Source organism: Vibrio sp. R15-SG3-ISO1A, assembly GCF_059833955.1.
On the sequence record NZ_JCBDGH010000030.1, the window covers coordinates 13,522 to 27,154 of the forward strand.

Annotated in this window: 12 protein-coding genes; 5 read left to right on the forward strand and 7 right to left on the reverse strand. The window is 49.9% G+C overall.

The features are described 5' to 3' along the window. Nucleotides 1-19: 19 nt before the first annotated feature. The gene (gene tal, locus AC6R0L_RS03350) at nt 20-970 is read right to left on the reverse strand and encodes a transaldolase (protein WP_500628224.1); all 951 of its coding nucleotides are present in this window, start codon (nt 968-970) and stop codon (nt 20-22) included. 497 nt (nt 971-1,467) lie between these two features. Here tal and AC6R0L_RS03355 point away from each other — a divergent pair, with 497 nt between their 5' ends. Further along, nucleotides 1,468-2,466: a sugar-binding transcriptional regulator gene (locus AC6R0L_RS03355; RefSeq protein ID WP_500628225.1), complete on the forward strand. Its 999-nt coding sequence runs from the start codon at nt 1,468-1,470 to the stop codon at nt 2,464-2,466. A gap of 48 nt (nt 2,467-2,514) precedes the next feature. Here the strand turns inward: AC6R0L_RS03355 and AC6R0L_RS03360 are convergent, their stop codons facing one another. The 4 genes from AC6R0L_RS03360 to moeA all read right to left on the reverse strand — a co-directional run bounded on the left by AC6R0L_RS03360 (nt 2,515) and on the right by moeA (nt 7,503). Further along, nucleotides 2,515-4,461, reverse strand: a complete 1,947-nt coding sequence (locus AC6R0L_RS03360; RefSeq protein ID WP_500628226.1) for a methyl-accepting chemotaxis protein — start codon at nt 4,459-4,461, stop codon at nt 2,515-2,517. Nucleotides 4,462-4,582: 121 nt separating this feature from the next. Then, nucleotides 4,583-5,419 carry a sulfurtransferase gene (locus AC6R0L_RS03365; protein WP_500628227.1) on the reverse strand — a complete coding sequence of 279 codons (837 nt, stop codon included), beginning with the start codon at nt 5,417-5,419 and terminating at the stop codon, nt 4,583-4,585. A 77-nt stretch (nt 5,420-5,496) separates the two neighbouring features. Continuing rightward, entirely contained in the window at nt 5,497-6,255 is a 759-nt protein-coding gene (gene moeB / locus AC6R0L_RS03370; protein ID WP_500628228.1) for a molybdopterin-synthase adenylyltransferase MoeB, read from the reverse strand. A 12-nt stretch (nt 6,256-6,267) separates the two neighbouring features. Beyond that, entirely contained in the window at nt 6,268-7,503 is a 1,236-nt protein-coding gene (moeA, locus tag AC6R0L_RS03375) for a molybdopterin molybdotransferase MoeA (RefSeq protein WP_500628229.1), read from the reverse strand. Nucleotides 7,504-7,724: 221 nt separating this feature from the next. Here moeA and folE point away from each other — a divergent pair, with 221 nt between their 5' ends. Beyond that, entirely contained in the window at nt 7,725-8,378 is a 654-nt protein-coding gene (folE, locus tag AC6R0L_RS03380) for a GTP cyclohydrolase I FolE (protein WP_334551936.1), read from the forward strand. A gap of 187 nt (nt 8,379-8,565) precedes the next feature. Beyond that, nucleotides 8,566-9,882, forward strand: coding sequence for an ATP-dependent RNA helicase DbpA (gene dbpA / locus AC6R0L_RS03385; protein WP_487901541.1), 1,317 nt, complete (start codon nt 8,566-8,568; stop codon nt 9,880-9,882). Nucleotides 9,883-9,951: 69 nt separating this feature from the next. Here dbpA and msrB read toward each other — a convergent pair whose 3' ends face one another. After that, on the reverse strand, nt 9,952-11,118 hold the full coding sequence (gene msrB / locus AC6R0L_RS03390; RefSeq protein ID WP_500628230.1) for a peptide-methionine (R)-S-oxide reductase MsrB: 1,167 nt from the start codon (nt 11,116-11,118) through the stop codon (nt 9,952-9,954). A gap of 209 nt (nt 11,119-11,327) precedes the next feature. Further along, nucleotides 11,328-12,530 (reverse strand): aromatic amino acid transport family protein, encoded by a 1,203-nt coding sequence (locus AC6R0L_RS03395; RefSeq protein WP_500628231.1) that lies wholly within the window; start codon nt 12,528-12,530, stop codon nt 11,328-11,330. A gap of 334 nt (nt 12,531-12,864) precedes the next feature. Here AC6R0L_RS03395 and AC6R0L_RS03400 point away from each other — a divergent pair, with 334 nt between their 5' ends. Both AC6R0L_RS03400 and AC6R0L_RS03405 read left to right on the forward strand, forming a co-directional pair. Next, entirely contained in the window at nt 12,865-12,987 is a 123-nt protein-coding gene (locus tag AC6R0L_RS03400) for a hypothetical protein (RefSeq protein ID WP_334551932.1), read from the forward strand. 58 nt (nt 12,988-13,045) lie between these two features. Continuing rightward, a complete protein-coding gene (locus AC6R0L_RS03405) occupies nt 13,046-13,630 on the forward strand; it encodes an acyl carrier protein phosphodiesterase (protein WP_500628232.1) in 585 nt (194 codons plus the stop codon). The last annotated feature ends 3 nt before the right edge of the window (nt 13,631-13,633 follow it).

Here is a 13,633-nt window from a genome sequence, read left to right on the forward strand (position 1 = left end):
CCTTTTTAAATTCTGTTGATTAAAGTTTCGCTTCAATCATGGCTTCAAGTTTGCCTTGGTCGACAGCGAAGTTGCGGATACCTTCTGCCAACTTCTCAACCGCCATTGGGTCTTGGTTGTGTTCCCATAGGAACTCAGCGTGTGTCATTGGTGCTGGACGCTCAGCGGCGCCTTTAGAGTCAACCAGTTTCTCAACCACTTCACCTTCAGCTGATTCGAGCTCAGCAAGAAGAGCAGGTGCGATAGTGAGACGGTCACAGCCAGCGAGTTCTAGGATTTCGCCGATGTTACGGAAGCTTGCGCCCATAACGACGGTGTTGTAACCGTACTCTTTGTAGTAGTTGTAGATCTTAGTAACAGAAAGTACGCCTGGATCTTCTTGAGCTTCAAAGTCACGGCCTTCTTTCGCCTTGTACCAGTCCATAATGCGGCCAACGAATGGCGAGATGAGGAATACACCCGCTTCAGCACACGCACGAGCCTGAGCGAAAGAGAAGAGAAGCGTTAGGTTACAGTTGATGCCCTCTTTCTCTAGGATTTCTGCTGCGCGGATACCTTCCCAAGTAGAAGCCAGTTTGATCAGGATGCGATCGTTGGTGATGCCTGCATCGTTGTACATTTTCACCAGTTGGCGTGCTTTTGCGACACTGCCTTCGGTGTCGTAAGAGAGGCGAGCATCCACTTCGGTAGAGATACGGCCTGGAATGGTTTTCAGGATCTCTTTACCGATGTTAACAGCCAGCATGTCGCAGGTGTCTTGAACTTGTTGCGCTTTGTCGCTGCTTTGAGATTTTGCATAGGCAATCGCGTCATCGATAAGAGGGGCATACTCAGCAATTTGTGCCGCTTTAAGAATCAAAGATGGGTTCGTAGTGGCGTCTTCTGGTTGGTATTTTTTAATCGCTTCAAGTTCACCAGTGTCAGCGACGACAGTTGTCAGTTTACGAAGTTGTGCGAGTTTGTTGCTCATTTCGATCATCCTATTTCTTGGGTGTCCACATCCGTACCTAAGATGTGTGCGGTGCATTGGCAAGCGAGTGCGCGGATCGTCTTATGAATTTGATGCGTTAGTGTCATAAAAAGGCGAACCACGACCACAATGTTTCCAGCGTCTGAGCAGTTGTTGTGAACATTTGCTCTAACGTTGAGTAAATGATGGGTCCATAATTATCTGATCTGGGGTTAAAGTCAATGCTAGATCCTGATGTTCAGTGAGCTTTATCAAGCTTTATTTGTCTTGGCATGACACCGCAAATTGATGAAACGTTTGCGTAGCCAAAGCTAGCAAGAACACTGGCTTGAACTGGGTCAAAATTCTTGTGAGAAAATGTATCGGCTGTGAGCAAATGTTGGCATTTAATGAGAGGGTGACATATGCTACGAGCTTGAGCGTTTGTTACAGACGGATATCCATTCCATCTAACTCGGTAAGTCCTGATTGAATTACAAGGACAATAAAGGTGAAGCATGAGTAAAACACAGCAAGAGGTCTCGGTTGATAGCACTGATCTATTGACAGAAATCTCGGTGGCTTACTATCAAGATGGGGCAACCCAGGAAGAAATATCCAAAAAATTTGCCGTCTCGCGCGCCAAAGTCGGACGGATGTTAAAGCAGGCCCGTGACGAGGGCATCGTTGAAATTACCGTCAAATATCATCCAGTGTTCAGCGCCAAAATTGAGCAACGCTTGATAGAGCGCTTTGGCGTGAAGCGGGCACTCGTCGCGCTCGATCAGCCCAGTGAAGAGTTGCAGCGCCAGCAAGTGGCGGGGTTGGTCTCGCGCTACATGGCGAGCACGTTACAAAATGGCACTGTGGTGACGGTCGGGCAAGGGCGCAACGTCTCAGCGGTCGCTCACCATGTCGGTGTGATCCCACAACGCGAGGTGAAATTTGTTTGTGGGATTGGCGGTATACACCCGCGCGGTGGGATGTTTAATGCTGACCACATTTGCCGTCAGTTTGCCAAAAGTTATGGCGGCAGTTCGGAAACCCTCTACGCCCCCGCTTACGCAGAGAACCGCGAACAAAAACTGGCGTTTATGCAAAACGGTACGGTAAAACAGACGTTAGATCTCGCCCGCAAAGCCGATGTCGCCCTAGTGGGCATCGGTGACATGAGTGAAAACAGCTATATGGTCGATTTGGGCTGGTTCAGTGCCGAAGAAGTTGTTCAGGCGCGTATGCAGCAGGGGATCGTTGGGGATTTTGCTGGCTATGACTTTTTTGACATCCACGGCGTAAGTGCGACCACAGTGATGAGCGACAGGGTGATAGGGCTGGGCATAGAAGAATTTAGGCCCATCTCGCAGGTGATCGCCATAGCGGCAGAAAACAGTAAGCCTTTGGCTCTGCTGGGCGCATTGCGAACCGGCGTTATCGATGTTATCGCGACCAGTGTCAGCAATGCGTTGACCGTATTGAACTTGGATGAACAAATGAACCCAGCGGGGAATTCAAACTAGCACCACCGCGTCAGGGCGCGGTGGTGTTTTACGTGTTTGTGAACTGGATTAAGCGGTCTTAAACCGTTTCATTTGCATGTCGAGGTATTGCGCCACTTCTGCCAGTTCAGTAGCGGAAATCGCAATATGTTTGATGGTTTCGCTGTTATCTCGAGTGATGTTGGCGGTTTCAGTGATGTTTTCGCTCACAGAATTGGTGACCATGCACTGCTCTTCGACCGCCGCGGCAATTTGCAGATTCGAGTCTTCGAGTTCACCGATGGTGCCATGAATAGCATTGAGCTTACCGGAAGTGACCTGCGCTTGGGTATTGACGTGTGTGACTTTATCGTGGCTCGAATCGATGGACTTGCGAGCCGATTCTGCGCCAGATTGCAATTCACGAATCATGGTCTCGATCTGGCCCGTCGCATCTTGAGTACGTTTGGCAAGTGTTCTTACTTCATCAGCCACCACAGCAAAACCACGTCCTTGCTCACCAGCACGAGCCGCTTCAATCGCTGCGTTCAGGGCGAGTAAGTTGGTTTGTTCGGCAACACCGTGAATCACTTCCAATATCGAGCCGATGTTCATGGATTGATCATAAAGCGCGAGGACTTGCTCAGAGCCAATAGACATGGCTTCGTCCGCGCTTTCAATGGCCTGCAACGTTTTCTCAACGTCACCTAGGGTTTCACTGATGTCTTGACCCGCGCGCTGAGTGAAACTGGCTCCGTCTGTGGCGCTTTGCGATATTTCTGTCGTGCTGGTGGAAAGCTGCTGCACGGCGGAGGCAATTTGATCCATTTCGGCACGCAGACGATCCGCGGATTGGTCTGTGGTGTGCGTGATCGCCTGCAACTCTTCTGACATGTGACCGACTTTGATACACGAGTCCGCGACCGTCGCAACAATATCGCGCAGTGATTCAATGGTGTTGCGCATGTTACGTAATAGCTGCGCAATTTCATCTTTACCTTTGACCTCGACCTCAATCGACAGGTCGCCCTCTGCCAGAGAAGTAGAAACCTCTTGCACCTTCATCAACCCTTGTCGAATCGCTCGCGTGATCATGACTGCTGCTGTAAGTGACACCAGAATGGCAAGCAGAGTAAGAATCACGATCATTTCAATAGTTTGTGCTTTGTGTTCACTTAGCACCTCTGTAAGTGTGACTTGCTGGTCCATCGATTCAAGCTTGATCGCTTCGAGCTCATGAGAGATGTCTTCGCCCAACTCAAGCATGCTCTTTTCTGCTTGATGCTGAGTGTCTCTCAGGGTAATGACTTGCTCAAAACCTTGTTCATAGGCTTGGCGCTGCACAATGAACTCAGCGAGCAGCGCCTGATCCTGGCTAGAGGTAATGAGATCGGCGAAACGTGTTTCAAGCGCTGGGATTTCAGTTTGAAAATAGGCACGAATGGTCTCGATGGTTTCCGGCTTCTCTTTGTGAAGGTAATTGAGCACTTCGATATTGGCGAGTAAGAATTTCTCCATCACCATCGACGAGTAATACTCAATATCGGCATCGCCGTTGCTGTGCGCAGATTCAATCATGGATTCGAGGTCGTATAGGGCCTTTTTCTCCAACTCCACCATGTCAACGAACACTTTCTGCTCCACTTGCTCGGCGGAGCGCTTAACCACATCAAACGCTTGATGGAATTGTTTTGCCTCGTCGAGCACCGCATTGAGGTGCTTGGTACGAAGTGGATCATCGGTGAGCTTCAAATCGTCTGAGATGATGCTGATCAATTTGTTGTAGCGTTGGTTGTAGATATCAAGTTGCTTGGGGGAGAGCGTGTTGGCGTATTGCAGGGCGCTTAAACGGACTTTGAGAAAATTGGCTTGTATCTCACCGGCCAGTGTCGTTTCTTTGGCAAGGTGACCGTACTGTTTGAAGTTTTGACTGGCGCCCGTCATACCCTGATAGCTGTACCAGCCTGATATGGCGAAAAATATCAAACAAGTGGCAAACGCAAGTCTCAGTTTGTTTGCGATCGTCAGGTTGATCATGCCGCTTCTCCGCTTTAATCCGTTAAACCTCAATTAAGCGTATACGCAAATAGGAGAAGCGCCATGTTTGAACAGATAAAACGTTAGTTTAGAAACGAATTACCTCTAAATAGTGAGTGGGTTAGCACTCGATAGGCAGATCTGGTCGGCTTCCCCATTCCGTCCATGATCCGTCATAGACCTGCAGCTGGCGATGGCCGAGCTCATACGCCGCTAGGGCTAAAATGCAAGCAGTGACGCCAGAGCCACAGCTAAATACTAACGGTTGGTTGTCCTTGTGCGACGCAAGGCGTGATGCAAATGCCGAAGCGAGAGCGTTACGGTCTTTCATTTGCCCGTTGTCGATGAGTAAAGAAAAAGGCAAGCATTGAGAGTGGGGAATATGACCACTACGTATCCCTTCTCTGGGTTCCGGTACTTGGGCATCAAATCGGGCTTGTGAGCGGGCGTCAAGTATAGTGGCGCTTTTTGCGTTAGCAAACTCTAGGACAGCATCCGCATGAATAAATCCAGCTTGGCTACGTTGGCCCTCGAAGTTACCCAACCCTTTGGGTGCATTGTGGGTTGGTTGCGTCGCATAACCTTGCGCTATCCAAGCAGGTAGGCCGCCGTTAAGCACATAGACCTCCTCGTGGCCCATGCTTTTTAGCATCCACCAAGCACGCGGCGATGCGAAAGTGCCCGTGTTGTCGTACACCACAATCACACTGTCATTGTTTAAACCCAATGCTTGGGCTTGACGGTTAAAGGCGCTTTCACTTGGCATCATATGCGGCAAGCCATAACTTGGATCGTGAAAATCGTCATCATAGTCAAAGCGCAGCGCGCCGGGGATCACCTCATTAAGCACTGGCGCAGGGGTATTGGGGATCTGGAATGAAATACTGGCATCCAATACCACCAGCTCTGGGCGATGAAGGTGCTCATGGAGCCAGTGGGCGTTAACGAGTGCTGACATTGATTTTCCTTATTCGTTTTCGGTGCTGATTTAGGTGCGCCTGTTAGATGTGATTTGAGCCTCGTCCAGACAGGCGGTTACTGCTGTGAGCCGCAGACCTGACAATCAGGATGTTTCATCAGTGCCATTTCACGCCAGTTGAGTGTCAGCGCGTCAAACATGAGGAGTTTACCTTCACAAGGCTGACCAAAATGGGTGATGACTTTGATTGCCTCGAGTGCCTGCATCGCGCCGATAATTCCGACCACGGGAGACATAACGCCGGCCTCTACGCAGCTCAGCGCATTGGCGCCAAATAGCGCACTCAGGCACTGGTAACACGGTTTGCGCGCGTCTTGGTAAGTGAATACGCTTACTTGTCCTTCCATGCGGATCGCTGCGCCAGAAACAAGTGGAACTTGATGAGTAAAACAAAGGCGGTTTAGCTGATTGCGTGTTTCTACGTTGTCACTGGCATCGATCACAAGAGAATGAACGCCAATCAGCTGGGAGAGACGAATGTCGTCCAAACGCGACTCGACGGTATGCACGACGACGTGCGGATTCAATTGACGTAGAGACTCCGCCGCAGATTGGACCTTTTTCTTGCCAATGTCTTGGTCATGATGGAGCACTTGGCGCTGAAGGTTCGACAGCTCAACCTCATCATCGTCAACCAAGGTCAAGGTACCGATGCCTGCGGCGGCGAGGTATTGACTGGCCGCGCAGCCAAGGCCCCCGGCGCCCAGAATGAGGACAGAGGCCTCTTTGAGCGCTTCTTGACCGTCAAAATCAAAATCGCGCAAGATAATTTGGCGATTGTAACGGAGCAGTTCTTGATCAGATAACATCACCAAGTTCCCCCCTTATCAGTACAAGGTTGAATTAAAGAGCTGAATGTGAACGGTTTCACCTTCTGCAACATTGCCCCGTTCGCGCTCCAAAATCACGAAACAGTTAGCAAGACTCATAGAACGAAAGGCGCCTGAGCTCTGATTACCTGTCGTTTCAACCACAAATTGCCCATTTTCGATTCGGTAGATACCACGTTGATAGTCTGTACGTCCCGGCGATTTTTTGAAGGCGGTTTTGGTTATGGCGGGAATCATTGGCGGCGCCTGCCACTGCGTGTGTCCGGCTAATTTCGCTAACATGGGTTGCACCAGCACGTATAGGGTCAAAACCGCAGAGACGGGGTTACCCGGCAGCCCACAAAACCACGCACTGGAGAGCTGACCAAACGCGAACGGTTTGCCCGGCTTGATCGCTAGCTTCCAAAAACCAATTTCGCCGAGCTGTTCGAGGATGTCTTTGGTGTAGTCCGCTTCACCGACACTGACGCCCCCCGAGGTCACCACCACGTCGGCCAGTCTTTGTGCCTGTTCAAATGTCGCGGCCAGCGTTTCAGGGCAGTCGGGTACTATGCCTAAATCAATCGGCTCACAGCCAAAATTTTCAATCAGAGGTTTGATGCCATAGCGATTGCTGTCGTAGATTTGTCCGTCAAGTAGAGGTTCGCCGAGTGGCTTCAGTTCATCTCCTGTGGAGAAAAACGCCACGCGAGGTTTACGTACCACTTCAACATGACTAACTCCCAAGGTTGCGATCATAGGAATATCGCGGGCAGTCAGTCTCTCTCCTTTGGGTAACACCACATCGCCTTGGCGAATATCATCTCCGGTCGGGCGAATATTGTTGTTGGGTTTGACATCGGTTTGCAGAAAGCGAATACCCTCATCACTCACTTCGGTGTTTTCTTGCATGACCACGGCGTCGGCACCGTCAGGAATTTTTGCACCAGTCATGATGCGAATGCAGCTTCCTGCTGGCCATTCACCTTCAAACGGTTGGCCTGCGAAAGATTTACCCGCCAGTGGCAAGATCGCTTGCTTGGACAGATCCGCACGCCTGATGGCATAGCCATCCATCGCAGAGTTATCAAAAGGGGGCACATTAATAGGCGAGAGAATATCTTGTGCAAGGACAAAACCGATCGCGTCGGCGAGCGGTAAGCGTAGGGTGGTTTGAATCGGCTTAATCGGCGATAGCATTTTTTCCATCGCTTCTTCAATGGGCATTAGGCCCGGTGCGTCACAGCATCCCATAGAGTAAATTCCGTTGTTTTGATTATTATTCACCCCAAATAACCACAGGTGTTTAGGGTTGACGTAATGGTTGACACTCTACCATACAAAAAGCAGCACAAATCAATCCCCGTCAGTAAAATGTGGATGTAATTATTCAAAAATCCGAGTATCCTTGTCAGCCATCCGAAAGGGGTAAATATCCCGATTTGACGGCAGTTAGAGTATTAAGAGGAAGTCGAATGTCAGGTCTTAGCGAGTCCGCGAAGTTAGTAAAAGAGGCGCTAGAACGTCGCGGGTTAGAAACCCCGATGGTGCCCAACGAATTTAGCCGAGACGAAAAGAAGCAGAAGATCGAGCATCACATGCGTGAGATCCTCGCTTTGCTTGAGTTAGACCTAAGTGACGACAGTTTGGAAGAGACGCCGCATCGCATTGCCAAAATGTACGTGGATGAGATTTTCTCTGGCTTGGATTACGCCAACTTCCCTAAGATCACCGTGATTGAAAATAAGATGAATGTCAGTGAGATGGTCCGAGTTAAAGACATCACCGTGACGAGCACTTGTGAGCACCACTTAGTGACGATCGATGGTCGTGCAGCGGTGGCGTACATTCCGCGCGGTAAAATCATCGGTTTGTCCAAAATTAACCGCATCGTACGATTTTTTGCTCAGCGTCCACAGGTCCAAGAGCGAATGACTCAGCAGATCTTGGTGGCCTTGCAAACCTTATTGGAGTCGGACGATGTCGCGGTAACGATTGATGCCACTCACTATTGTGTCAAATCTCGCGGCGTGATGGACGCGACCAGCGAAACCACCACCACGGCGTTGGGGGGGATTTTCAAATCGAACCCCGCGACCCGACATGAGTTTTTACACGGTATTCGATAGATAAGTAAAAACCGCTTCTTGTGAAGCGGTTTTTCGTTTTACTCATTTTAAGCGTTACGAGCGCAGACCAAGCGCTTGTTGCAGTCGCCACCGCGCGAACCCATATTGAAACAACAAGGACACCAGAGTGAACCTTTCATTTGACCAACTTAACCTCAAAACCGAACTCCAGCAGACCCTAGACTCGATGGGCTACACTGAGATGACGGCCATTCAGCAGCAGGCGTTGCCGCTTATTCTCGACGGGCAGGATGTCATTGGTCAGGGGAAGACGGGCTCTGGTAAAACCGCAACCTTTTCTCTTGGCGTGCTGAACAATCTGAATGTGGGTCGTTTTCGTGTTCAATCATTGGTGTTGTGTCCTACTCGAGAGCTGGCTGACCAAGTGGCGACCGAGATCCGCACGCTAGCGCGAGGCATTCACAACATTAAGGTACTGACGCTGTGTGGCGGCATGCCAATGGGCCCTCAAATCGGTTCATTAGAGCATGGCGCGCATATATTGGTCGGTACCCCGGGGCGTTTGTTGGATCACCTCAGCAAAGGTCGTATCAATCTTGATGAGCTGAACACTCTCGTTTTAGACGAAGCGGACCGCATGCTGGACATGGGTTTTGAAGAGGCCATTGATGCCATTTTGGCTGAGGCGCCAACAGATCGTCAAACCTTGCTGTTTAGTGCCACTTTCCCAACCAATATCGACAGCTTAGCGCACAAAGTGATGCGTGAGCCCAAGATCGTTAAAGTCGAGTCGACCCACCAAAGCAGCACCATTACTCAGCAGTTTTTCCAACTGGAGAGTACCGAGCAAAGAGACGATGCTCTGGAGGCATTGCTGCTGACGCATAAACCAGAGTCGTCGGTGGTGTTTTGCAACACCAAGCGAGAAGTGCAAAACGTGACGGATGAGTTGTCTCAGCGCGGTTTTAGCGTGGTCGAGTTACATGGCGATATGGAACAGCGTGAACGTGAACAAGCTTTGACTCGCTTTGCCAACAAGAGCATTTCTATTTTGGTTGCCACCGATGTGGCGGCGCGCGGATTAGATGTCGACAACCTTGATGCAGTCGTCAACTTTGAGCTTTCACGCGATCCTGAAGTGCATGTTCACCGAATTGGCCGTACCGGTCGTGCGGGCGCAAAAGGGATGGCATTGAGCTTTTTCAGTGAAAAAGAGCAGTACCGCGTAGCGCGAATTGAAGAGTACATGGACATAGAGATCACACCACAATCGGTGCCGGAAAAGCCGATGGAAAGACCTTATTATCCAGCGATGCAAACCATCCAAATCCTCGGCGGTAAGAAGCAAAAAGTGCGCGCGGGCGATATCTTAGGAGCGTTGACCAAACAAGCAGGCATTGATGGCAGTAAGATTGGCAAAATCAACATCCTACCCATGGTGTCGTATGTTGCGGTGACGCATGATGCCGTCAAAACGGCGCTAAAACAGCTACAAACCGGCAAGATGAAAGGCCGCACCTTTAAAGCGCGTGTGATGAAATAATCGTCATTACACTCGATGGAAAAACAAAAATAGCCAGCGTCTTTGCTGGCTATTTTTATGGCGATTCAATCAACCTTCGAATAAATAGAGATAGTTCTCGTAGCCCTGTTTAGCCATCTCCTCAAGCGGAATAAATTTCATCGCCGCTGAGTTCATGCAGTAGCGTAACCCTGTTGGCGCCGGCCCATCTTTAAAGACGTGACCTAGGTGAGAGTCAGCGAATCGACTGCGTACTTCTGTTCTTGGATAGATGAGCTTAAAGTCGGTTTTAGTGACAATGTAACGCTCATCGATCGGCTTGGTAAAGCTCGGCCAGCCTGTGCCCGATTTATATTTGTCGGTCGACGAGAACAGCGGTTCACCAGTGACGATGTCCACATAGATACCTGCTTGTTTGTTGTCCCAATATTCGTTGTCAAATGGGCGCTCAGTCCCTTCTTCTTGGGTCACGTAGTATTGCAGATCGGTTAGGCGAGCTTTGAGTTCGTCATCACTCGGTTTCACGTAGGTTGTAACCTCTGACATCGAGCCACTGACTTGACCGGAGTTTTGGTTGATCATCTCACGCAGTGTCACTGGATTTTCGTTGCGGTCTTCACCAAAAATCGAGTCTAGATATTGGTCGCGTCCAGATGCGTAACGATAGTAGTTGTAACGCACTTTACTCTTTTTGTAGTAGTCCTGATGGTACTCCTCTGCAGGCCAGAAGTTATCGAACGCAATGAGCTCCACTTTCAGTGGCTTTTTAAACACGCCTAACTTGTCCACATCGGCGAGGAATTGGCTGGCAATATCGCGCTGTTGTGAATTGTGATAGAAAATAGCGGGGCGATAGTGACGACCTCGGTCAACAAACGATCCCTGGTCATCGGTAGGATCAATATGGCGCAGCAGCTGATCGAGCACTTGCTCATAGCTTACTTGAGAGGCATCGAAGGTCACCTGAATCACTTCGATATGCCCGGTTTTGCCTGAAGAGACTTGTTTATAGGTCGGATTGTCGAGCTCACCACCGGAATAGCCGGACACTACATCAATCACACCGTCCAACTTTTCCAGATCCGATTCCGTGCACCAGAAACATCCGCCGGCGAGCGTTGCGGTTTCTATCTGAGCGGTATTCTGAGCGGCGCTCGTTGAGGGGCTAACTTCCGCGCTTTGTGTATGACCAAGAAAAGACGTCGCCACTGCCGCAATGGCAATAAGGACTAAGGTCACGTGACTGTTCAGTTTCATATCAACCTCGTTGAATTTGACTATCTCTACACAAGACAGAGCCAGTAACGAAAAACTTTCACATAAAGTCGTCTCCCTATACTCCTATTCCACCCCCAACGATCAAACTCTCTCCCACAACCCACAACCCACAACCCACAACCCTCATACGCAAAAAAGGCAGCCACGCTGCCTTTCCATCATCCATAATCTCTGACTATTAATGTTGCTTAACCCAGAGCCGGGAGCCAACCTGCAGTGATGAGCACTTGCGCGCCGACAATGATAAGTCCAGTCAGCCCACATATGTTCAGCGCTATGTTGCCACCGATGACTTGATAGCCCGCGCTTTGATGCGTTTGCCTTGAGCGCTTTACCATCCATACTGGTAGGAATATCGCCAAGACCGCTAAGGCTATCGCTGCGTAACCGAGCGCCATAATAAAGCCTTCAGGATAGAAAAGGGCAAAGCCCATCGGCGGCAAGTAGGTCACCACGCCGATGACCCAACGATTAGGTCGGCGCGTCGATGTCGTCAGCGAGTCGCCGAGGAACTCGAACAAGCCTAAACTGACACCGAGGAAGGAAGTCAGCAGTGCAAGGTCAGCAAACAGGCCGATGGTTTGCGCCAAGTTAGATTGATGGACTTGTTCGCCCAAGGTGCGAATGAGCGCGCTCAGGCCTTGGTTGTCCATCAGCGTACTTTGACTGACGACGCCCAGAGTCACCAACTGCCAAACTAGGTAAATCACCAAGGGGATCGCCGAGCCAATCATAATCGCTCGGCGCAGTGAGGTCGTGTGGCCGTCCAAGTAATTCACAATGGCGGGAATACTGCCGTGAAAACCGAATGAAGTGAAAATCACGGGAATAGCGGCGATGATCAAACCTTGCTCAATCGGAAGGCTCAGTAGGTAAGATTGTGTCACATTGGGTGCTAGGAAGGTCAGCACTAACGCCATCGCGAGCATCTTCACGCTAAAGAGTACGCGATTGACTTTATCCACGGTGCTTGTGCCAATGGTCACCACGACAGCAACAATGAGTGTAAATACGATGGTGGCGATGGCAGGTGAGACCTCAATGGCGGCAATTTGCGTTATACGCTCACCAAACTGCGCGCCACCCCCTGCGATGTAAGCAGCACAGAGTGCATAGAATAGAAACATCATGGCAAAACTGGCGAGCCACTTTCCTCGCTTACCGAGAAATTGCTCGGCCAATGTGTGCAGTGTCGCTTTGGCGTCGGCGTGTTGATGCAACTCGACCATCAATAGCGCGGTGTAAGCCATCAGGGCCCACAAGACGAGCATGATGAGTAGAGAGGTGGAAAATCCGATCCCAGCGGACGCAAGTGGCAGGGCAAGCATGCCCGCACCTATGGTGGTACCAGCAATGATCAAAGTACTACCGAAAACCTTTGATTTAGACATGTATTAAATTCTTTACGTGTTGTTGGTGTTTGGTTAGAGAATAATGGCGTTAATAAGAGCAAGATTAGTGCTTTATTTACCTTTATGGCGATTATGTTGGAGCTTTCACTTGAGATCAAGTGAAATGTACAGATAAAACGCCACAATTGTACATTATTATTTACAGTTGGCTGTGTAATGCCTATTCGGGCGGTCATGCAAACGTTTTGCACTGGATCTCAGTGCGCTATCGAGTGCCAAGGGGTTTTACTTTTCAAAAAAGTGTCATATAACAGACGTATAAAGGAAACCTGCTCGAGGCTCGGGCAGGGGAAATGAAGAATAAGGAGGTCCTATGAGTGACCAAGCAATCAACGAAGAGAATCTTGAACTCCTCGATGCGATGGAAATCGGGTTTGATTTATCGAACTACGATGAAGAAACCCTCGAACTCGCCAAAGAACTCTTTGGTCAGTAAGTGTTACCCAACCCTCTTTTAGAGAATAGCCAGTGCGGATGCGCTGGCTTTGTGTTTTATGAACTACCTCGCTCACCTACATATCGCGACCGCGTGTGAGTCAAACCTAATGGGAAACTTGCTCGGGGATTTTGTTAAAGGCAATCCCGAGGGGCGTTTTCATCCTTCAGTGGTAGACGGCATTAAGTTGCACCGATTTGTCGATTCGTACACCGATCGCCACCCATTAACCGCGCAGGCAAAGTTGCTTTTCGCCCGTGAAAAAAGGCGTTATGCGCCCATCGCGTTAGATATGTTCTGGGACCATGCGTTAGCCTGCCGCTTTGATGAGTATCATCCCGTCTCGCTTGAGCAATTCAGTCAATCTGCCATGCGCACCGTTCTACGCCAAGCTCAGCAGACAGAGCAGCCACTACCTGAACGTTTTATGCGTGTTGCTAACGCAATGCACCAAGGTCAATGGTTGAACTCGTATCAAGAGCTCGACAACATCCGCTTTGCACTGAGCCGAATTGCTCAGCGCTCGCCTAGAATGACGCCATTGGCGCATTGCGGTGAGGATTTAAGCCGAGAATCTGCTCACTTAATGGCGATTTTCGACCAATTGTATTCAGACGTACTCAACGCTGCGAAGAGTTTCTGATAG

Coding starts and splice junctions, on each gene's coding strand:
- moeA (WP_500628229.1), bottom strand. CDS start 7,503: ATGGGATGCTGTGACGCACCGGGCCTAATGCCCATTGAAGAAGCGATG.
- AC6R0L_RS03355 (WP_500628225.1), top strand. CDS start 1,468: ATGAGTAAAACACAGCAAGAGGTCTCGGTTGATAGCACTGATCTATTG.
- dbpA (WP_487901541.1), top strand. CDS start 8,566: ATGGGCTACACTGAGATGACGGCCATTCAGCAGCAGGCGTTGCCGCTT.
- tal (WP_500628224.1), bottom strand. CDS start 970: ATGAGCAACAAACTCGCACAACTTCGTAAACTGACAACTGTCGTCGCT.
- msrB (WP_500628230.1), bottom strand. CDS start 11,118: ATGAAACTGAACAGTCACGTGACCTTAGTCCTTATTGCCATTGCGGCA.
- AC6R0L_RS03360 (WP_500628226.1), bottom strand. CDS start 4,461: ATGATCAACCTGACGATCGCAAACAAACTGAGACTTGCGTTTGCCACT.
- AC6R0L_RS03405 (WP_500628232.1), top strand. CDS start 13,046: ATGAACTACCTCGCTCACCTACATATCGCGACCGCGTGTGAGTCAAAC.
- folE (WP_334551936.1), top strand. CDS start 7,725: ATGTCAGGTCTTAGCGAGTCCGCGAAGTTAGTAAAAGAGGCGCTAGAA.
- AC6R0L_RS03395 (WP_500628231.1), bottom strand. CDS start 12,530: ATGTCTAAATCAAAGGTTTTCGGTAGTACTTTGATCATTGCTGGTACC.
- AC6R0L_RS03400 (WP_334551932.1), top strand. CDS start 12,865: ATGAGTGACCAAGCAATCAACGAAGAGAATCTTGAACTCCTCGATGCG.
- AC6R0L_RS03365 (WP_500628227.1), bottom strand. CDS start 5,419: ATGTCAGCACTCGTTAACGCCCACTGGCTCCATGAGCACCTTCATCGC.